Raw genomic sequence first — 20904 nt, 5'->3', positions numbered from 1 at the left:
CAGTGAATGTTCGCCCCCGCCAACCAGACGCACTTCAGCCTTCGCATCGAAAACCTCCGGCACGACTTCCAGGTACTCGCCTTCCGCGGTCGCGAAGCCATCAGCCAGCCCTTTCGCTTCGACCTGGAGCTGGTCAGCGAGCGATCCGATCTGGACCTCGACGCGCTGTTGCACCAGCCGGCCTTCCTGATCCTCTCGCCGAGCGGGCAAGGGGTCCACGGACAGCTCACCAGCATCGCCCAGGGGGACTCCGGCAAGCGCCTGACCGGCTATCGCGCGACCCTGGAGCCGCGCCTGGCCTACCTGGGGCTGTGCAGCGACCAACGCATCTTCCAGCGCCTCAGCGTGCCGGAAATCATCGGCCGGGTGCTGGAGGGCCACGGCATTCTCGCCGACGCCTACCGCTTCCAGCTGGGTCCGACGCCGTACCCGGCCCGCGAATACTGCACGCAGTACGACGAAACCGACCTGGCGTTCCTCAGCAGGCTCTGCGAGGAGGAGGGCATCCATTACCACCATGAGTTTTCTGCCCAGGGCCATGTGCTGGTCTTCGGCGACGACCAGACCTCCTTTCCGCGGCTGCAACGCCCCGTCGCCTACGTGCAGGACGCCGGGCTGGTCGCCGACCAGCCGGTGGTCAAGCGCTTCGGCGTGCGCTTCGACACCCGTGCCAGCCGGGTTACCCGGCGCGACTACGACTTCGAGCAACCCGCGTTGCAGATGCAGGCCGCCCATGGCCCGCAGCCCGGGGCGCAGCAACCGGACCTGGAGGACTACGACTATCCCGGCCGCTTCACCCACCGCGAGCGCGGCAAGCACCTGAGCCGGCGCGCGCTGGAACGGCATCGCGCCGACTACCTACAGGCCAGGGGCGAAAGCGACGAACCGGCGCTGCTCAGCGGACACTTCCTGACGCTGTCCGCGCATCCCCGCGGCGAATGGAACGATCTCTGGCTGCTTACCGAGGTTCTCCACGAAGGGCGGCAGCCGCAGGTACTGGAAGAGTCGATCGACAGCGACGTCGCGCAGGGCCAGGGCGATTTCCGCCAGGGCTATCGCAACCGTTTCGTCGCCACTCCCTGGAGCGCGCATTTCCGCCCCCCGCTGGAGCATCCCAGGCCACGCGTGCTGGGCTGCCAGACAGCGGTCGTGACCGGCCCCGCCGGCGAGACCATCCACTGCGACCAATACGGCCGGGTCAAGGTGCAGTTCTTCTGGGATCGCCTCGGCCAGGCCGACGACAACACCAGTTGCTGGTTGCGCGTCGCCTCCAACTGGGCGGGCAAGCGCTATGGCGGCGTCGCCATCCCGCGGGTGGGCATGGAAGTCCTGGTGGGTTTCCTGGAGGGCGATCCGGATCAGCCGCTGGTCACCGGCTGCCTCTACCACAGCGAAAACCGGGTGCCCTACGAGCTGCCGCAGAACAAGACCCGCAGCGTTTTCAAGACCGACAGCTACCCCGGCGGCGGCGGTTTCAACGAACTGCGCATCGAGGACCGCAAGGGCCAGGAACAGATCTTCGTCCACGCCCAGCGCGACTGGGACGAGAACATCGAGCACGACCAGAAGATCCGCGTCGGCCACGAGCGCCACGACACGGTCGAGGGCGATAGCTACAGCGAGTTCAGGGCCGAGGAACAGCGCACGGTCCATGCCGACCGCAAGGTCGAACTGAAGGCGGCCGACCACCTCGGCGTCGCCGACGCGTTGCACCTGAGGATCGGCACCGGCCAGTTCGTCGAGGCGGGCGACGAGATCCATTTCAAGGCCGGCGACAAGGTAGTGATCGAGGCAGGCATGGAGTTGACCCTAAAGGGCGGTGGCAGCTTCGCCAGGCTCGACCCGGGCGGTGTCACCCTTGACGGCGCCCAGGTGATGATCAACAGCGGCGGCAGCCCCGGCATCGGTAGCGGCGTTCGCGCGCTGTCGCCGCTGCAACCGCTCGCGGCCGACGCCGCGGCGGCGGGAGGCGCCTTGTTGGGAGCCATCGCCCAGAAGATCGGCGAAGCGCCGCAGAAACTCCTGCGTTTCGAACTCAGTCCGTTGCCCGGCGTGCCATCGGCGGCCAGGCAACCGTATCGGCTCTACGCCAACGGTGCCTTCAAGGAGGAGGGCATCGCCGACGAAGGCGGCGCAATCAGCTTCGAACCGCTGCCGGGCGAACGCACCTATCGCATCGAGACCGCCAATGGCCACGCCTACGAAGTGGAGATGGTCGACCAGCCGGACGCACTGCAGGCCGACGATCGGCTCGCCCAGCAGGGGTTCCGCGACTACCGGGCGGAAATGCCCCAGCACAAGCCGCGTTCCGCCCCGGACGCCTACCGGCGCGACGCCTCGCGGCCCGGCGCCGCCGACAAGGATGAGCCCACGCCATGAGCGACCTGTACAAACCGCAGACCCTCAAGCTGTACGCGCAACAGGCCGGCAGCGTCCGGCTGACCCTCGACTGGTTCGCCAACAAGGCTTTCTACCCGCCGCGCGCGGGTGTGCACATCAAGCCGCTGATCAATGGCCAGGCGGCCTTCGACGCGGTGCATGCGGCGATGGAAGCGGCCCGGCACAGCATCGACATCATCACCTGGGGCTTCGACCCGGCCATGCGCTTCAAGCGCCCCGACGGACCGCGAATCGGCGAATTGCTGCAGACGAAGGGCCGCGAAGGAGTGCAGGCGCGGGTGCTGGTCTGGAGCAACCAGCTCGCCAGGCTCAAGGAAAACACCATCCCCGGGGCCGGCGTCGGCGGTTCCGGCGGCACCTGGGTGGGCTCGGGCGTCGCCAGCGGCAGTGCGGTGGACAACGAGGTGCTGCGGCTGGAGCATCGGCGCCAGCATAACCTCAACCTCATCGCGCGGCAGCAGGAAGCCCTGGAGCGCTCGGAACGGCTGCACCGCGAAGGCAGGCTGCCGAGCTTCGACCCGCGGGGCGCCGCCCACGCGCGGGCGCGCATCGCCGAGCTGGAGGCGGAGAACGCCGAGATCCAGCGCACTCTCGACAGCAGCGAGGCCCGGGGCTACGGCGGCAAGCGCGGTTCCGGCGGCACCCGCCAGGATCCCTGGGGGCAGATATTCACCCGCGACTGGTTCAAGGCGGTACGCGGCGGTGGGTTGCAGAACGTCGAGTTCCGTACCCGCGACTTCGAGCAGACGGCCAGGCCGGTGATGAACGGCGAGCAGGTGCGCCTCGTCAACGGGCGGCTGCAAAGCCTGATCCACCTGTTACGCGCCGATGGCATCGACGACCTGGGCATCGGCCAGTTGCTGGTACTCACCCAGTTCGCCAGCCATCACCAGAAGATGGTCCTGGTCGACTATGGCAGTCCGCAGGCCATCGGCTTCGTCATGGGTCACAACATGCACCGCAACTACTGGGACACCAGCGCCCACCTGTTCGACGACCGCGCCGCCGGTCGCGATCCCGGGTTCGGGCCCTGGCAGGATATCTCCATGCAGGTCCAGGGACCGGTGCTGGCCGACCTCAGCCGCAACTTCAGCGAGGCCTGGGACCTCGAGACGCCGTGGTACAAGCGCTGGTTCTCGACGCCATCGCTGACCGCCGAGCGCGACGCCTTGCCGCTGCCGAAGATCGCCACGCCCACCAGCAACAGCGTCGCGCAGATTTGCCGGACCCAGCCGCAGGACGACGAGCGCTCGATCCTGGAGCACTATCTCAAGGCCCTGGGCAATGCCACCGACTACGTCTACATGGAAAACCAGTACTTCCGTTATGCCGGCTTCGCCGAGCGCCTGCGGAAGACTGCGCAGGTGCGCAAGGCCCGGGGCGTGCCCGGCGACCTGTACCTGTTCGTCGTGACCAACACCCCCGACTCCAGCGACGCCTCGAAGACCACCTACGACATGATGAAAGGCCTGGGCCAGGAGCAACTGATGCCGCAGGTACAGCGCGACCTGGCGCATGACTTGCGGGAAAAGCGGGAGCAGTTGAAGCAGGTCAGGGAAAACCTACATCCCGATCCCTATGTCCGGCGCGGCCAGGAAAACAACATCGAACGGCTGGAGCGCAAGATCGAGGCGCTCGAAGAGAAAGGCGTGACGCCGGAAGTCGAGCAACGCCTCGGCGGTCTTGGCGCGCAGGAGATTCCCGGACTGGCGAAGAACACCGGCGAGGACGACAAGCCCTATCAACTCGCCGAAGTACCCGGCCTCAAGGTGGTCGTCGCCACCCTGGCCACCAGCGACCCTGCCCCCGGCAGCCCGCCGCCAGGGCGCCTGTCCGCCGAAGCCGAGGCCGCCCTCGGGGCACCGCCGCTGAAGGCGCGCTACAAGCACATCTACGTGCACTCCAAGCTGCTGCTGGTGGACGACCTCTATACCCTGCTCAGCTCGGCCAATATCAATGTCCGCAGCATGCATGGCGACAGCGAGTTGGGGATTGCCCAGCCCAATCCGGATTTGGCGAGGGCGATGCGGGAGGAGTTGTGGGAGCTACATGCCCAGAAAGTGGCTGCGACAACCGAAAAAAACTTCAAACTCTGGAATCAGAAAATGGATGCGAATTGGAGACAGCAACGTAAAGACGAGCCTTTGGTAGCTAACTTGCTTCGCTTCTGGGATGTCGTGACACCTTATAGCCCCGGTCTCACGGTGGACTGAATGATGCGTCCATTATGTTTTTTTCTCTTGATTTTTTTGTTGTCGGGAAATCCTGTCATGGCGGCTGAACTACGAACTTTTATATGCGTTAACGAAAAAGACCATTTGCCATCTCTAGATCCTCAGGCTGATGCATGGTATCGGGAGGCAGTAGCTCTCGCCAAGCCCGATACCCTGCGTCCCTGGGATCGTATCGTCGATCTATACAGTAAGGCAGTTGAGCGTGGTCACTGGAAGGCTATGCATAACTTGGCGAGCCTCTATCGTACCGGTTGGCCAGGCGGTGTGGAGAAGGATACTCAGAAAGCTCTAGATCTCTACCAGAAGATGATCGATTTGAAGGTTCCTCAAGGTTTCTACGATATGGCGGCAATGATCGGAAATCGTGCTGGCGTCAAGAATCCTGCGACTGATGGACTTACCTTTCTCGATAAGGCTGCAAGCTTGGGTAATCCACCAGCATTAACTGAGTTAGGAAGGCTATATATATATGTTGCTGGTCAGGATGAGTTGGGGCTGAAATATACGAACTGTGCTGCAGGCCAGGGCTATGCTCCTGCCAATTACGAGCTGGCGATGTACTATCGTTTGGTGGCACATAACTACCCAAAGGCGGCAGGCTATTACCTTCTTGCTGCAAGCCAAGGAAATGATGATGCTGCCTTCTTCATGTCCGGAGTTTTTGATAAGACTAGTCCCGATGTTGACAGAATGTGGTACGCCCCCGATGAGAAGCTGCACAAACTATATGATGGTATTTACGATCAACTTGCCGCTGATCCTGATTTGCGTTTTCCCAACTTGATAAAGGACCATCCTCTGCCTCCTCACCCGACCCAGGGCTACGACGCAGATCGGCCCGACTGGAAACCGGGGCAGTGATGCGGCTGATGGCTATTGGACTTTGGGCCGTGCTCTGTCTTGCAGGCGTCCCCGTGATGGCCAACAGCAAACCATTTGTCTGCGCTAATGAAAAAGACCATCTGCCGCCGTTGGATCCGCAAGCCGATGCTTGGTACCGCGAAGCAGCAGCCTTGGCCAAGCCCGATACTCTGCGGCCCTGGGGCCGTATCGTCGAGCTTTACAGCAAGGCAGTGGAGCGCGGTCATTGGAAGGCCATGCATAATTTGGCGAATCTTTATCGTACAGGGTGGCCCGGAGGAGTAGAAAAAGATCCGCAGAAGGCATTGGATCTCTATCAAAAGATGATAGATCTGGATGTGCCTCAGGGGTTCTATGATATGGGGGCAATGATTGGTAATCGTGCCGGTGTTAAGAACCCTGCTACCGATGGTCTGACCTTCTTGGATAAAGCCGCTAGTTTGGGGAACCCGCCAGCACTGACCGAGTTGGGTAAACTCTATATTTATGTGGCCAAGGAAAAGGAATTGGGGCTGGCGTATGCCAGTTGTGCTTCCAGTCAAGGTTATGCTCCGGCGAGCTATGAGCTTGGAAGCTACTATGAGTTGGTTGAAAATAATTATCCAAAGGCACTTAGCTACTATCAAGTCTCCGTCTCTCAAGGCGGCAGGAGTGCAGCCTTTTTTCTCTCGCGCGTCTTCGGAAAGAGGACGCCTCCTTCAAGTGCAATGTGGTATACGCCGGATGAAAAGCTTGAGAAATTCTACTACTCCCTCTATCTGCAAATTGATGCCGACCCCGATCTTCGTTTTCCCAATTTGGTAAAAGATAACCCCTTGCCACCCCACCCCGTCCAGGGCTACGACGCAGCTCGACCCGACTGGAAGCCGGGTCAGTGATTCGGCTAATGGCTATTGGAATATGGGCTGTACTTTGTCTCGCAGCAGTTCCCGCTATGGCTGACAGCAAGCCTTTTGTCTGCGTTAACGAAAAGGACCATCTACCCCCTCTGGACCCGCAGGCCGATGCTTGGTATCGCGAAGCGGCGACCCTGGCCAAGCCCGATACCTTGCGTCCGTGGCCTCGTATCGTCGGGTTGTACAGCAAGGCGGCCGAGCGCGGCCACTGGAAGGCCATGCACAACTTGGCGAATCTTTATCGTACAGGGTGGCCCGGAGGAGTAGAAAAAGATACGCAGAAGGCATTGGATCTCTATCAAAAGATGATAGATCTGGATGTGCCTCAGGGGTTCTATGATATGGGAGCAATGATTGGAAATCGCGCCGGGGTTAAAAACCCTGTAACTGACGGACTTACTTTTCTTGATAAGGCTGCTAGCCTAGGAAATCCGCCGGCACTAACCGAGCTAGGTAAGCTCTATATATATGTGGCCAAAAAAAAGGATTTGGGGTTGGCGTATACTCACTGTGCTGCTAGCCAGGGCCATGCGCCGGCTAGTTATGAGTTGGGGGGCGTATTACAAGATAGTAGAGCATAATTTTCCAAAAGCATTGGGTTATTATCAGGCGTCAGTCTCTCAGGGCGGAAAGAGTGCGGCTTTATTTATCTCCGGTGTTTTTGATAAAGCCAGTCCTGATGTCGATAGAATGTGGTACGCCCCCGATGAGAAGCTGCACAAACTATATGATGGTATTTACGATCAACTTGCCGCTGATCCTGATTTGCGTTTTCCCAATTTGATAAAGGACCATCCTCTGCCTCCTCACCCGACCCAAGGCTACGACGTGGACCGCCCAGACTGGAAGCCGGAGCGGTAAGTACGCGAGGCGTGGGCCAGAACGACGTCCAAGGTTTCCAGCGGCAGGCCAGGCGGCAAATGCTACATCTGCACGGCCCGCAAACGCTCCTCGGCCTGGCGGGTGAGCATCCGCAGCAGCGGAGCGAGGGTGTGCGGCGGGGTTTCGTCGGCGCGGGTGATGGCGTAGAGGGTGACCGGGAAGGCCGGGCTCAATGGGCGGATCGCGGTGCTGTGCGGGTCGGCGCCGAGGGCGGTGAAGGGATCGACCAGCGCCAGGCCCGCCCCAGCCTCCACCAGGGCGCGGGCGAGGGCGTAGGTCTGCACGGCGATCTTCACCTGCGGCGGTGGCTCCACGGCGCTGAGGTAATCCTCCAGGCGGGCGAACAGCGGGTCGGCGGTGGACAGCCCGATCAGCGCTTCGCCGGCCAGCCCGGCCAGGCTCAGCGGCTGCCGGCGTTCCGCTTCGGGCCAGTGTTCGCGCGGCGCCAGGGCCACCAATACGCCGCTGGCGATGGCTTCGCCGCGCAGGCCGGGGTGTTCCGGCTGCTTCAGGCTCAGGGCCAGGTCCAGTTCGCGCATCAGCAGGCCCTGCACCAGCTCGCGCGAATGCAAGGTGGCCAGTTCGCAGCCGCTCTGCGGATAGCGCGCGCTCCATTCGCCGATCGCCCGCGGCAGCAGCGACAGCGCCAGGGCCGGGGTGGCGCCGATGCGCAGGCTGTGGCCCGGCTGGCGCCGCAGGTTCTGCGCCAGGCGCCGCACGGCCTGCAGGCTATCGCTGAGCTTGGCCACTTCGCGCTCCAGTTCCAGCGCTTCCGGAGTCGCCAGCAGCTTGCCGCGCACTCGCAAGAACAGCGGGAAGCCCAGTTGCTGCTCGGCGTGCTGCAGGACCTTGCTCACCGCCGGTTGGGACACATGCAGCAACTGTGCGGCGCCGCTGACCGAGCCAGCCTGGCGGATCGCCTGGAACACTTCGATATGGCGGAGCTTCATCGGCGCGATCCCATAACCTGGATTTATACCCTGGCCATCTTTATTCATTGTCCTACCGCTGTCATCCGCACCTATCGTCGAAGCCCTGGAAAACACCTGGATAACGATTGTCATGGCTCAGCGGGTTTGCATCATCGGCGCCGGCGTGGTCGGCCTGGCCACGGCCTACGCCCTGGTTCGCGAAGGATTCGACGTGACCCTGGTGGAAGCGCGCGAGCGGGGCGGGCTGGAAACCAGCTACGCCAATGGCGGGCAGTTGTCCTATCGCTACGTGGCGCCATTGGCCGACAGCGGCGTGCCGGCCCAGGCGCTCGGCTGGCTGCTGCGCAACGATGCGCCGTTGCGCCTGCGGCCGCGTCTTGATCCGGCTCAGTGGCGCTGGCTGCTGGGCTTCCTCGCGGCCTGCCGCGGCTCGCTGAACTGCCGCAATGCCGCGCACCTGCTGCGCCTGGCATTGCTCAGCCAGCGCACCCTGCAGGCCTGGCGCGAGGAGGATGGCCTCGATGGCTTCGACTGGCGGCGCAACGGCAAGCTGGTGGCGTTCCGCCAACCGGCCAGCTTTGCGCGGGCTCGCCAGGGCCTGGCCGATCCCTCGGCGCAATTCGTCCTGTCCGCCGCCGAGTGCCGCGAGTTGGAGCCGGCCCTGTCCGACGCGCCCTTCGTCGGCGGCATCCACACGCCGGACGAGGAGGTCGCCGACTGCCATGCCTTCTGCGTGCAACTTGCCGAGCGCCTGCAGGCTTCCGGACATTGCCGGCAACTGCATGGCCGCAGGGTGACGAAGATCGTCGAGGGCGGCGCGGCGGTGCGTGGCGTCGAGGTCGGCGGCGATCTCATCGAGGCCGATCATGTGGTGCTGGCCGCCGGCTACCGCAGCGCCGAATTGATGCTGCCGGGCCTGCGCCTGCCGCTATACCCGCTCAAGGGCTATAGCCTGACCCTGCCGGTCGGCGCGCAGCACCGCGCGCCGGATACCAGCATCACCGATTACGACCGCAAGATCGTCTACGCGCGAATCGGCGAGCAGCTGCGGATCGCCGCGATGGTCGACATCGTCGGCTTCGACCCCGGCCTCGAGCCCGCGCGCCTGGCACTGCTGCGCCAGCAGGCGCGGGACACGTTCCCGCAGGGCGGCGATTTCGACGCCGCCGTCGAGTGGGCCGGCATGCGCCCGGCCACGCCCACCGGGGTACCGCTGGTGGGCAACGGCGGCTACCGCAACCTCTGGCTCAACCTCGGCCACGGCGCGCTCGGCTTCACCCTGGCCTGCGGCAGCGGGCGCCTGCTGGCCGAGCAGATCGGTCGCCGCCCGCCGAGCATCGATACCACTGGCCTGCTGCCGCGCGGCGCGCTGGCTGGCTGATCCCCCCTCGACTGGAGCACTCCCATGGAACCGACCCGTATCGCCACCAACGACCGCCTGTCCGCCGCGGTCTGCTTCGACGCCCTGGTATTTCTTTCCGGCCAGGTGCCGGGCCAGGCCGAGGATATCCATGGCCAGACCCGCGAGGTGCTGGCGAAGATCGACGCGCTGCTGGCCGAGGCCGGGTCGCGCAAGGAGCGTATCCTCAGCGCGACCATCTACCTGAAGGACATCGCCCGCGATTTCGCCGCCCTGAACGAGGTCTGGACCCAGTGGTTGCCGACCGGCCAGGCGCCCAGCCGGACCACCGTCCAGGCGGAGCTGGCGCGTCCGTCGGTGCTGGTGGAGATCACCGTGGTGGCGGCCAGGGGCTGACTTACTTTCCATAGCCATAAGAAAAAGAGGCAGAACCTCCGATGAAAACCCTTGTATCCAGCACTCTCGCACTCTCCCTGTCGCTCGCCATCGGCGCCGCGCAGGCCGAGGAACTCAGCGGCACCCTGAAGAAGGTTGCCGACAACGGCACGATAACCCTGGGTTATCGCGATGCCTCGGTGCCTTTCTCCTACCTTGGCGATAACAGCGGCCAGCCCATGGGCTATTCGGTGGAACTGGCCGGCAAGGTGGTGGAGCGGCTCAAAAGCACCCTCGGCAAGCCGGAACTCAAGGTGAAGTACAACCTGGTCACTTCGCAGACTCGCATCCCGCTGGTGCAGAACGGCACCGTCGACCTGGAGTGCGGCTCCACCGGGGTCACCGCCGAGCGGCAGAAACAGGTGGCGTTCTCCTACGGCTTCATCTACGTCAAGGGCCAGTTGCTGACCCGCAAGGACAGCGGCATCGCCCACTTCGACGACCTCAAGGGCAAGAACGTGGTGACCACCGCCGGCACCACCAACGAGCGCTACCTGAAGAACTACAACGCCGAACACAAGCTGGGGATGAACGTGGTCAGCGCCAAGGACCACGGCGAAGCCTTCCAGATGCTGCAATCGGGTCGCGCGGTGGCTTTCTACATGGACGATGCGCTGCTCTACGGCGAACGCGCCAAGGCGCGCCAGCCGCACGACTGGGTGGTGGTCGGCGAGCCGCAATCGCGGGAGATCTACAGCTGCATGGTGCGCAAGGACGACCCGCAGTTCCTTGCCCTGGTCAACGAGACCCTGGCCGGGCTGTATCGCTCGGGCGAGATACAGGGCATCTACCAGCGCTGGTTCCAGCAGCCGATCCCGCCCAAGGGGCTGAACCTGGAGTTCCCCATGACCGCGGAGCTGAAGGCGATCCTCGAGAACCCCACCAGCGATCCGGTGCAGTGAGCGTCTAGCGCTGCAGGCCAAGGTGGCGGATCGACGGCGTCGGCGCGTCCAGGCGCGACCAGACGTCGTCGGCCAGTTCGGCCGGATAGAAAGACGGCAGGCCAGGCAGTTCGTCGCGGGCGATCCAGCCGACCTCGCGGATATCGAACTCGTCGCCGCCCAGGCCCTTCAGGTTGGCCAGGGTCGGCTCGCCACGCCAGGCGTCGATGCGGTAGAACAGCTCCATGTGGAAGCGCCCGGCGGCGGGTTCGGCGAATTCGCGCACGTAGACCAGCGGGCCGACGTCCACCCGCAGGCCGGTCTCCTCGAAAAACTCGCGCCGGACGGTATCCTTCGTCGATTCGTCGCATTCCGACTCGAAGCCGCCGCCGGGCGGAATCCAGTAGATGTCGCCGCCGACCTCGTGGCGGACCAGCAGAATGCGTTGCTCCACCACCAGCAGGCCGGCGGCGCGGATACGGTGTCGCAAGGCCTCGGCCATGCTCGTTCTCCCGGCGCCAGGCGCCGTTGCTTGGATTGATGGTTTCCTGTCTACCGGGGCGGACATGAAAGCCGCTCGGTTTTTTTCCCGGCGCCGAAGTATCATGCGCGGCAGAGCAAAGGACGGGCCCCGCTGTCGACGTTTGCGCCGGGGGCCGAACACATCGCCTCGGGAGCGCATCATGCTAGTTCTGTATCCGGAAATTAAACCCTACGCTCGCCACGAGCTGGCCGTCGACGAACCGCATGTGCTGTATGCCGACGAAAGCGGTTCGCCGGACGGACTGCCGGTCGTCTTCGTCCACGGCGGCCCCGGCTCCGGTTGCGATGCCCTGTCGCGTCGCTTCTTCGATCCCAACCTCTACCGTATCGTCACCTTCGACCAGCGCGGTTGCGGCCGTTCCACGCCCCACGCCAGCCTGGAGAAGAACAGCACCTGGGAGCTGGTGGCGGACATGGAGCGCCTGCGCGAGCACCTGGGTATCGAGAAGTGGGTGCTGTTCGGCGGTTCCTGGGGCTCGACCCTGTCGCTGGCCTACGCGCAGACCCATCCCGAGCGGGTCCATGCGCTGATCCTGCGCGGCATCTTCCTCTGCCGTCCGCAGGACATCCACTGGTTCTACCAGGAAGGCGCCAGCCGCCTGTTCCCCGACTATTGGGAAGACTATGTCGCGCCGATCCCGCCGGAAGAGCGCGGCGACCTGCTGGCGGCCTTCCACAAGCGCCTGACCGGTAGCGACCAGATCGCCCAGATGCACGCCGCCAAGGCTTGGTCGACCTGGGAGGGCCGCACCGCCACGCTGCGCCCCAACCCCATGGTGGTGGACCGCTTCACCGAGCCGGGCAGGGCGCTGTCGATCTCGCGCATCGAGAACCACTTCTTCGTCAACCAAGGCTTCCTCAGGCCCAACCAGTTGCTCGAGGACATGCACCGCATCGCCCATCTGCCTGGCGTGATCGTGCATGGCCGCTACGACGCCATCTGTCCGCTGGACAATGCCTGGGCCCTGCACCAGGCCTGGCCGAACAGCGAACTGCAGATCATCCGCGACGCCGGGCATACCGCCAGCGAGCCGGGGATAGTCGATGCGCTAGTGCGCGCCACCAACGAGATCGGCCGGCGACTGCTCGACCTGCCGCCGGAGGCCGAATGAAGGCATTGCTGCAGCGCGTCGGCGCGGCGCGGGTGGAGGTTGGCGGCGAAATCGTCGGCTCCATCGATCGCGGCCTGCTGGTGCTGGTCGGGGTCGAGCCCGAGGATGGCGAGCGTTGCGCGGCGAAGATGCTGCACAAGCTGCTCAACTACAGGGTGTTCGGCGACGACGAGGGCAAGATGAACCGGTCCTTGCTGGACGTGCAGGGCGGCTTGCTGCTGGTCTCGCAATTCACCCTGGCGGCGAACACCCGCAGCGGACTGCGTCCGAGCTTCTCCAGCGCGGCGCCGCCGGCGCAAGGAGAGGCGGTGTTCGAGCACCTGGTGAAACTGGCGCGGGAGGCCTATCCGCAGGTGGCGACCGGGCGTTTCGGCGCCGACATGCAGGTGCACCTGGTCAACGACGGGCCGGTGACCTTCCTGCTGGAGAGTTGATCGGCGTCGAGGGGATTTTCCCAAGGTGCTTCAGGGAGGGATGGCGGGGCCGGAACGGTGAATTTTTGTGACAGATACATGGCCTTTTGTCACAACCTCGGTGCATCATCCGCACGCCGATTTCATGCTGTACAGGACAGGCCGGCCGGCATCCCGATGCCGGGCGGGGCGTCCTGCAACCCAATGGACGGGAATCATTCCGCCCGGGCAGGGTCGGAACCTCTGGGGTCGCTAGCCGACGAGCGGCATGCCCCCTGGTCTTCCAGGCCCGGTGCACGTAACGCGAATGACTGGAAACAGGCATTCTTTTTGTCAGATCGCGCCAAATCTGGCTATCTATCGGGTTTGGCAGCGAATGTGGCGAAACCATGTTCGACCGGCACTCCGGTGCCGTCGGAGACCCCTGAACGGTCAGGGCGTCTTCAGTAATTCATGTTCACGGACGAGGGGGCCTCGTGATTTTCCGTTCCGTTTCAAACACCGATTTCCGCGCCCGCGTGCGCACCCTGCTGCTTGCCGGCTCGACCGCGCTGGCATTCGTCGCCGCCCCGGTATGGGCGTTCAGCATCGACGACGTGGCGAGCAAGGCCAAGGACCTGGCCGGCGACAAGTATTCCGCGCCGACCAGCAACCTGCCATCGGAATTCAGCGAAATGAAATTCGCCGATTACCAGCAGATCCGTTTCATCAACGAGCGCGCCTACTGGGGCAAGCTGAAGACGCCGTTCAAGCTGAGCTTCTATCACCAGGGCATGCACTTCGACACGCCGGTGAAGATCAACGAGGTGACCGCTACCACGGTCAAGCCGATCAAGTACGATCGCACCAAGTTCGATTTCGGATCCCTGAAGTTCGACGAGAATGCCACCAAGGATCTCGGCTATGCCGGTTTCCGCGTGCTCTATCCGATCAACAAGGCCGACAAGCAGGACGAGATCGCCACCTTCCTTGGCGCGAGCTACTTCCGCGTGGTCGGCAAGGGCCAGGTCTACGGTCTGTCGGCGCGCGGCCTGGCGATCGATACCGCGCTGCCTTCGGGCGAAGAGTTCCCGCGCTTCCGCGAATTCTGGATCGAGCGGCCGAAGGCGCAGGACAAGCAACTGGTGATCTACGCCCTGCTCGACTCGCCGCGGGCCACCGGCGCCTACCGCTTCGTGCTGCGTCCGGGCAAGGATGCGGTGATGGATGTCCAGGCCCGCGTGTTCCTCCGCGACAAGGTCAGCAAGCTGGGCCTGGCGCCGCTGACCAGCATGTACCTGTTCGGCTCCAACCAGCCGTCCGAGCAGCACAACTTCCGGCCCGAGCTGCATGACTCCAGCGGCCTGCAGATCCATGCCGGCAACGGCGAGTGGCTGTGGCGTCCGCTGAACAATCCGAAGCACCTGTCGGTGAGCACCTTCAGCGTGGAGAACCCGAAAGGCTTCGGCCTGCTCCAGCGCGGCCGCGAGTTCTCCCGCTACGAAGACCTGGATGACCGCTACGACCTGCGTCCGAGTGCCTGGATCGAGCCGAAGGGCGACTGGGGCAAGGGCACCGTGGAACTGGTGGAAATCCCGACCCCGGACGAAACCAACGACAATATCGTCGCGTTCTGGAACCCCGAGACCCAGCCTGAGGTCGGAAAGCCGCTGGACTTCGCCTACCGCCTGCACTGGACCATGGATGAAGACGAGCTGCACGACCCGAAATCCTCCTGGGTCAAGCAGACCATGCGCTCGGTCGGCGACGTGAAGCAGAAGAACCTGATCCGCCAGCAGGACGGCAGCACCGCCCTGGTCGTCGACTTCGAAGGGCCGGCCCTGAAGGACCTGGCGCCGGACGCGCCGGTGACCACCCAGGTCAGCACCGACAGCAACGCCGAGGTGGTGGAGAACAGCCTGCGTTACAACCCGGTCCTGAAAGGCTGGCGCCTGACGCTGCGGATCAAGGTTAAGGATCCGAAGAAGCCGGTGGAAATGCGCGCGGCGCTGGTCGACGAGGCGCAGAAGCCACTGAGCGAAACCTGGAGCTATCAGCTGCCTGCCGATGAATAACCCATCCACTACGAAAGCACCGCTGGCCGACTACCTCGCTCATCTTCCCCTGGCGGAAGAGGAGCGGGAGCGGCTTGGCGAGTCCGCTTCCTTCTCCGAGCTGCACGCTCGCCTGGCGGGAGCGGAAGGCGCCGCTGCCGATGCCGGGGGCGATCCCGCCCTGGCCTCGGTACGCGCCCGCCTGCAGCTGGGCACCCCTGAGCTGGACGACGCCGAGATGTTTGGCGTCGACGCCCAGGGTCGCACCTTCCTCAAGATTTCCCCGCCGATCCGCCGTACCAAGGTGATTCCCGAGCCCTGGCGCACCAACATCCTGGTGCGCGGCTGGCGTCGGCTGACCGGACGCAGCAACCCGCCCAAGCCCAAGCGTGCCCTGCCGCGGGCCCGCTGGCAGCGGGTCGGCTCGCTGCGCCGGTTCATCCTGCTGTTGTTGATGCTGGCGCAGACCTCGGTCGCCACCTACTACATGAAAGGCATCCTGCCCTACCAGGGCTGGGCCTTCGTCGACCTGGAGGAGCTGGCCCAGCAGAGCCTGCTGGATACCGTCCAGCAGGTGCTGCCCTATGTCATCCAGTTCGGCATCCTGGCGCTCTTCGCGATCCTCTTCTGCTGGGTCTCGGCCGGCTTCTGGACCGCGCTGATGGGCTTCTGGGAGCTGCTCACCGGGCGCGACCGCTACCGGATCTCCGGCAGCAGCGCCGGCAGCGAGCCGATCGCCGCCGACGCCCGCACGGCGATCGTCATGCCGATCTGCAACGAAGACGTGCCGCGGGTATTCGCCGGCCTGCGGGCGACCGTCGAGTCGATGGCCGCCACCGGCGAGATGGAGCGCTTCGACTTCTTCGTCCTCAGCGACACCAACGACCCGGATATCGCCGTCGCCGAGCAGCAGGCCTGGCTCGAGCTGTGCCGCGAGACCAAGGGCTTCGGCAAGATCTTCTACCGTCGCCGCCGGCGCCGGGTGAAGCGCAAGAGCGGCAACATCGACGACTTCTGCCGGCGCTGGGGCGGCGACTACCGCTACATGGTGGTGATGGACGCCGACAGCGTGATGAGCGGCGACTGCCTGGCCAAGCTGGTACGCCTGATGGAGGCCAATCCTGAGGCGGGGATCATCCAGACCGCGCCGAAGGCGTCCGGCATGGACACCCTGTATGCGCGCATGCAGCAGTTCGCCACCCGCGTCTACGGTCCGCTGTTCACCGCCGGCCTGCACTTCTGGCAACTCGGCGAGTCGCACTACTGGGGCCACAACGCGATCATCCGCATGCAGCCCTTCATCGACCACTGCGCCCTGGCGCCGTTGCCGGGCAAGGGCTCGTTCGCCGGCGCGATCCTGTCCCACGACTTCGTCGAGGCTGCGTTGATGCGCCGTGCCGGCTGGGGCGTGTGGATCGCCTACGACCTCGACGGCAGCTACGAAGAACTGCCGCCGAACCTGCTCGACGAACTCAAGCGCGACCGCCGCTGGTGCCACGGCAACCTGATGAACTTCCGCCTGTTCCTGGTCAAGGGCATGCACCCGGTGCACCGCGCGGTGTTCCTCACCGGGGTCATGTCCTACCTGTCGGCGCCGTTGTGGTTCTTCTTCCTGGTGCTTTCCACCGCGCTGCTGGCGGTGCACCAACTGATGGAGCCGCAGTACTTCCTGGAACCGCGGCAGCTGTTCCCGATCTGGCCGCAGTGGCATCCGGAGAAGGCCATCGCGTTGTTCTCCACCACCCTGACCCTGTTGTTCCTGCCCAAGCTGCTCAGCGTAATGCTGATCTGGGCCAAGGGCGCCAAGGGTTTCGGCGGGGTGATCCGGGTGACCCTGAGCATGCTCCTGGAGATGTTCTTCTCGGTGCTGCTGGCGCCGGTGCGCATGCTCTTCCACACCCGCTTCGTGCTTGCCGCCTTCCTCGGCTGGTCGGTGCAGTGGAACTCGCCGCAGCGCGACGACGACGCCACGCCCTGGAGCGAGGCGATCCGCCGGCACGGCATGCAGACTCTACTGGGTATCGCCTGGACCCTGCTGGTGGCCTGGCTCAACCCGCGCTTCCTGTGGTGGCTGTCGCCGATCGTCGGTTCGCTGATCCTGTCGATCCCGGTATCGGTGATCTCCAGCCGGGTGAAGCTGGGCCTGCGCGCCCGCGACGAAAAGCTGTTCCTGATCCCGGAGGAGTACGACACGCCGCGCGAGCTGCGCGCCACCGACGAGTACACCTACGAGAACCGCTGGCATGCGCTCAAGGATGGCTTCCTCAAGGCCGCCGTCGATCCGTTGCTCAACGCCCTGGCCTGCGCCATGGGCACGGCTCGCCACAACCGTGCGCAAGCCATCGAGACGGTGCGCGGCGAGCGTATCGGCAAGGCCATCGATAAGGGCCCGGAACAGCTCGACGGCGCCACGCGCCTGGCTCTGTTGAGTGACCCGGTAGCACTTTCGCGCCTGCATACGCGGGTCTGGGAAGAGGACCGCGACGACTGGCTCGGCCGCTGGCGCAAGGCCGAGGCGGACGACCCCCACGCCGCCAGCGTACCGCTGGCCCAGGTAGTGCCCGGCGACGCCGGCCTGCTGCCCGCCGCCCAGTCCTGATCCCATGCCCCCGGCGGAGCGCCGCCGGGGGCATGGTCTGTTTCTTGCCTGTTTTCCCCGTGCGGCGCTGCTGTTACCCTGCGCCGGCAATCCAGAAAGTCTCGTATCGTTCGCCAGCTGAGGTACTATCGGCCGCCTTTTGCGCAGCCGGTCATGGCCTGCTGCCCGCCCGGGACGGCGACACGACGAGAGCATCCGTTCGACGACTGTGTTTCTAAGACTGCTGGGGATTGGGGAATGAAAAAGTATCTTGCTTCATTGGTTCTGGGCGTCTGCGCCCTGGTGGGCGTGGCTTCGGTCCAGGCGGCCGGCGCGGTGGAGGACGCGGTCAAGCGCGGCACCCTGCGGGTCGGCATGGACCCGACCTACATGCCGTTCGAGATGACCAACAAGCGTGGCCAGATCATCGGCTTCGAAGTCGACCTGCTCAAGGCCATGGCCAAGTCCATGGGCGTCAAGCTGGAGCTGGTCTCCACCAGCTACGACGGCATCATCCCGGCGCTGCTGACCGACAAGTTCGACATGATCGGCTCGGGCATGACCCTGACCCAGGAGCGCAACCTGCGCCTGAACTTCTCCGAGCCCTTCATCGTGGTCGGCCAGACCCTGCTGGTGCGCAAGGAACTGGAAGGCAAGATCAAGTCCTACAAGGACCTGAACGATCCGCAGTACAGCATCACCTCGAAGATTGGCACCACCGGTGAGATCGTTGCCCGCAAGCTGATCAGCAAGGCCAAGTACCACGGCTTCGACAACGAGCCGGAAGCGGTGATGGACGTGGTCAACGGCAAGGCTGACGCCTTCATCTACGACTCGCCCTACAACGTGGTGGCGGTGAGCAAGTTCGGCGCCGGCAAGCTGGTCTACCTCGACCAGCCGTTCACCTACGAGCCGCTGGCGTTCGGCCTGAAGAAAGGCGACTACGACAGCATCAATTTCATCAACAACTTCCTCCATCAGATCCGCGAAGACGGCACCTATCAGCGCATCCACGACAAGTGGTTCAAGAACACCGAGTGGCTGAAGGAAATGGAATGAACCGCTGACGGCCCCCGCGAAGGGGGCCGTCGTACCTGCGCATTCCATCGTTCGAGAGAGTTTCCGTGACCAAGAAGAAACGTTCCGTCTGGCCCTGGCACCTGCTGACCGGGCTGATCCTGCTGGTCCTGGCCTGGGCGCTGTGGTTCTCCACCTCGCTGATTTCCTATGAATGGCGCTGGAACCGCGTTCCGCAGTACTTCGCCTACCAGGCCGAGGAGCCTTTACGGGCCAACGAGATCGGCCGGGTCGAGGCTATCGAGGAACAGGGCAGGGACGCGCGCGTCACGCTGCTTGGCGAGAGCGGCGAGAAGCAGGTCGTGACCGTCGCCCAGGACAGCCTGCAATTCTCCGAAGGCGACGACGTGGCCGAGGGCGACGCGGTCGGGGTGACCCGCCACTGGGCCGCCGGCCCACTGCTCTGGGGCCTGTGGACCACCCTCTGGCTATCGCTGGTGTCCGGTGCCATCGGTCTGGCTATCGGCCTGGTCGCCGGCCTCTGCCGGCTGTCGAAGAACCCGACCCTGCACGACCTGTCGACGATCTACGTCGAGCTGGTGCGCGGCACGCCGTTGCTGGTGCAGATCTTCATCTTCTACTTCTTCATCGGCACCGTGCTCAACCTGTCCCGCGAGTTCGCCGGGGTTGCGGCGCTGGCGCTGTTCACCGGCGCCTACGTGGCCGAGATCATCCGGGCCGGCGTGCAGTCCATCGCCCGCGGACAGAACGAGGCCGCCCGCTCCCTGGGCCTGAACGCCGGCCAGTCGATGCGCTACGTGATCCTGCCGCAGGCCTTCAAGCGCGTGCTGCCGCCGCTGGCCGGGCAGTTCATCAGCCTGGTCAAGGACACCTCGCTGGTCTCGGTGATCGCCATCACCGAACTGACCAAGAGCGGCCGCGAGGCGATCACCACCTCGTTCTCCACCTTCGAGATCTGGTTCTGCGTCGCCGCGTTGTACCTGCTGTTGAACCTGCCCCTTTCGCACATGGCATCCCGACTGGAGCGGAGGCTCGGACAAAGTGATTGAAGTACGCAACCTGCTGAAGGTCTTCGATACCCGCGGCCAGGTAGTGCGCGCGGTGGACGACGTGAGTACCCGCGTGGCCAGAGGCGAGGTACTGGTGGTGATCGGTCCGTCCGGTTCCGGCAAGTCGACCTTCCTGCGCTGCCTGAACGGCCTGGAGGAGTTCGACGAAGGCTCGGTGAGCATCGACGGCGTCGACCTGGCCGACCCGAGGACCGACATCAATGCCTACCGCCGCGAAGTCGGCATGGTGTTCCAGCATTTCAACCTGTTCCCGCACATGACCGTGCTCGAGAACCTCTGCCTGGCCCAGCGCGTGGTGCGCAAGCGCGGCAAGGCCGAGCGCGAGGCCAAGGCGCGGGCGCTGCTGGCCAAGGTCGGTATCGGGCAGAAGGCCGACGAATATCCCTCGCGCCTGTCCGGCGGCCAGCAGCAGCGCGTGGCGATCGCTCGGGCGTTGTGCATGGACCCCAAGGTGATGCTGTTCGACGAACCGACCTCGGCGCTCGATCCGGAGATGGTCGGCGAAGTCCTCGACGTCATGAAGACCCTGGCCGTGGAAGGCATGACCATGGTCTGCGTGACCCACGAGATGGGCTTTGCCCGCGAAGTGGCCGACCGCGTGCTGTTCTTCGACCACGGCAAGCTGCTGGAGGACGCGCCGCCGGCGCAGTTCTTCGACAATCCGCAGGACCCGCGGGCCCAGGCCTTCCTCCGCCAGGTCCTCTAGTACCGCGCTAGGCGAACGGCTTGCCCGGCGGCGGCAGGAGCGACGTCGGACTCTGCCGCGCGGCCGGCTGGATATCGTTGTCCTCCAGCCAGTCCAGCGCCCATTCGCGCAGGCGCTCGTTCTGGTAGCGGTACCAGTCCTGCAACAGTTCCGGGTACTCCATCAGAGAGTGCTTGAAGGCCTTGAACGGCTTGCGGCTCTGCAGCGCGTTGGCGAGCGTCGCATAGGCGTGCGGCTCTTCCACCTCGCGGAGGAAATCCTGCATCAGTCCCAGCGACTGGGTGGTGCTCAGCGGGTCGATCAGCAGCAGGCGTTCCGGCTCGTTTTCCAGCAATGCGTCCAGTTCGGGATCGGGCGCCTCGGCGGAGATCAGCAGCACCTTGCCGCTGTACAGGTCGAGGTAGTGGTCGATTCCCGGGGTATCCAGGGCGAAGGCCAGTTCGTCGATATCGATGGTCATCGGGCGCATGGCGTCATCTCCCAAAAGGCGAAAGCCTGATCCTACGCAAAGGTGCCCCTCCTGTCCGCTT

17 protein-coding genes and 1 pseudogene are annotated in these 20904 nt (G+C 64.4%); 15 read left to right on the top strand and 3 right to left on the bottom strand.

The window, feature by feature from the left end; all coding sequences use genetic code 11:
* Positions 1 to 6: 6 nt before the first annotated feature.
* From AC1RB9_RS26615 to AC1RB9_RS26595, 5 genes and pseudogenes are all read left to right on the top strand, one after another.
* A complete protein-coding gene (locus tag AC1RB9_RS26615; protein WP_034060994.1) occupies positions 7 to 2379 on the top strand; it encodes a type VI secretion system Vgr family protein in 2373 nt (790 codons plus the stop codon).
* Entirely contained in the window at positions 2376 to 4613 is a 2238-nt protein-coding gene (pldB, locus tag AC1RB9_RS26610) for a type VI secrection system-dependent phospholipase D effector PldB (protein WP_003457616.1), read from the top strand. Before AC1RB9_RS26615 ends, pldB begins: the two co-directional genes overlap by 4 nt.
* A complete protein-coding gene (locus AC1RB9_RS26605) occupies positions 4614 to 5495 on the top strand; it encodes a tetratricopeptide repeat protein (RefSeq protein ID WP_003457614.1) in 882 nt (293 codons plus the stop codon).
* An 8-nt stretch (positions 5496 to 5503) separates the two neighbouring features.
* Positions 5504 to 6373: a tetratricopeptide repeat protein gene (locus AC1RB9_RS26600; protein WP_004352479.1), complete on the top strand. Its 870-nt coding sequence runs from the start codon at positions 5504 to 5506 to the stop codon at positions 6371 to 6373.
* A gap of 8 nt (positions 6374 to 6381) precedes the next feature.
* Positions 6382 to 7252: pseudogene (locus AC1RB9_RS26595) on the top strand (tetratricopeptide repeat protein).
* 62 nt (positions 7253 to 7314) lie between these two features.
* On the opposite strand, the gene AC1RB9_RS26590 reads toward AC1RB9_RS26595, so the two are convergent.
* Positions 7315 to 8271, bottom strand: a complete 957-nt coding sequence (locus tag AC1RB9_RS26590) for a LysR family transcriptional regulator (protein ID WP_012614633.1) — start codon at positions 8269 to 8271, stop codon at positions 7315 to 7317.
* 64 nt (positions 8272 to 8335) lie between these two features.
* Here AC1RB9_RS26590 and AC1RB9_RS26585 point away from each other — a divergent pair, with 64 nt between their 5' ends.
* The 3 genes from AC1RB9_RS26585 to AC1RB9_RS26575 are packed head-to-tail and all read left to right on the top strand — an operon-like array spanning position 8336 to position 10902.
* Positions 8336 to 9586 (top strand): D-amino acid dehydrogenase, encoded by a 1251-nt coding sequence (locus tag AC1RB9_RS26585; RefSeq protein WP_003457608.1) that lies wholly within the window; start codon positions 8336 to 8338, stop codon positions 9584 to 9586.
* 24 nt (positions 9587 to 9610) lie between these two features.
* The gene (locus AC1RB9_RS26580) at positions 9611 to 9961 is read left to right on the top strand and encodes a RidA family protein (RefSeq protein WP_003095925.1); all 351 of its coding nucleotides are present in this window, start codon (positions 9611 to 9613) and stop codon (positions 9959 to 9961) included.
* Between the two features lie 41 nt (positions 9962 to 10002).
* Positions 10003 to 10902 (top strand): transporter substrate-binding domain-containing protein, encoded by a 900-nt coding sequence (locus tag AC1RB9_RS26575; RefSeq protein ID WP_003095923.1) that lies wholly within the window; start codon positions 10003 to 10005, stop codon positions 10900 to 10902.
* 4 nt (positions 10903 to 10906) lie between these two features.
* On the opposite strand, the gene AC1RB9_RS26570 is transcribed toward AC1RB9_RS26575, so the two are convergent.
* A complete protein-coding gene (locus AC1RB9_RS26570; RefSeq protein ID WP_003095920.1) occupies positions 10907 to 11383 on the bottom strand; it encodes an NUDIX domain-containing protein in 477 nt (158 codons plus the stop codon).
* A 181-nt stretch (positions 11384 to 11564) separates the two neighbouring features.
* On the opposite strand from AC1RB9_RS26570, the gene pip reads away from it, so the two are divergent.
* The 7 genes from pip to AC1RB9_RS26535 all read left to right on the top strand — a co-directional run bounded on the left by pip (position 11565) and on the right by AC1RB9_RS26535 (position 20374).
* On the top strand, positions 11565 to 12536 hold the full coding sequence (gene pip, locus AC1RB9_RS26565) for a prolyl aminopeptidase (RefSeq protein ID WP_003095918.1): 972 nt from the start codon (positions 11565 to 11567) through the stop codon (positions 12534 to 12536).
* The gene (gene dtd / locus AC1RB9_RS26560; RefSeq protein ID WP_003103447.1) at positions 12533 to 12970 is read left to right on the top strand and encodes a D-aminoacyl-tRNA deacylase; all 438 of its coding nucleotides are present in this window, start codon (positions 12533 to 12535) and stop codon (positions 12968 to 12970) included. Before pip ends, dtd begins: the two co-directional genes overlap by 4 nt.
* A gap of 455 nt (positions 12971 to 13425) precedes the next feature.
* The gene (locus AC1RB9_RS26555; protein WP_003095915.1) at positions 13426 to 15003 is read left to right on the top strand and encodes a glucan biosynthesis protein G; all 1578 of its coding nucleotides are present in this window, start codon (positions 13426 to 13428) and stop codon (positions 15001 to 15003) included.
* Positions 14996 to 17581, top strand: coding sequence for a glucans biosynthesis glucosyltransferase MdoH (mdoH, locus tag AC1RB9_RS26550; protein ID WP_003103448.1), 2586 nt, complete (start codon positions 14996 to 14998; stop codon positions 17579 to 17581). The genes AC1RB9_RS26555 and mdoH overlap by 8 nt, the downstream gene beginning before the upstream one ends.
* A gap of 237 nt (positions 17582 to 17818) precedes the next feature.
* Positions 17819 to 18619 carry a transporter substrate-binding domain-containing protein gene (locus AC1RB9_RS26545; RefSeq protein WP_003095910.1) on the top strand — a complete coding sequence of 267 codons (801 nt, stop codon included), beginning with the start codon at positions 17819 to 17821 and terminating at the stop codon, positions 18617 to 18619.
* A 65-nt stretch (positions 18620 to 18684) separates the two neighbouring features.
* Positions 18685 to 19647, top strand: a complete 963-nt coding sequence (locus AC1RB9_RS26540; protein ID WP_003103450.1) for an amino acid ABC transporter permease — start codon at positions 18685 to 18687, stop codon at positions 19645 to 19647.
* Entirely contained in the window at positions 19640 to 20374 is a 735-nt protein-coding gene (locus AC1RB9_RS26535) for an amino acid ABC transporter ATP-binding protein (RefSeq protein ID WP_003095906.1), read from the top strand. Before AC1RB9_RS26540 ends, AC1RB9_RS26535 begins: the two co-directional genes overlap by 8 nt.
* Before the next feature lie 7 nt (positions 20375 to 20381).
* On the opposite strand, the gene AC1RB9_RS26530 is transcribed toward AC1RB9_RS26535, so the two are convergent.
* Positions 20382 to 20843, bottom strand: coding sequence for a UPF0158 family protein (locus AC1RB9_RS26530; protein ID WP_003095904.1), 462 nt, complete (start codon positions 20841 to 20843; stop codon positions 20382 to 20384).
* Positions 20844 to 20904 lie beyond the last annotated feature (61 nt).

Source organism: Pseudomonas sp. 20-5, from assembly GCF_056782835.1.
Note: the sequence above shows the minus strand (reverse complement) of the source record. Positions and strands in the feature narration are given on the sequence as shown.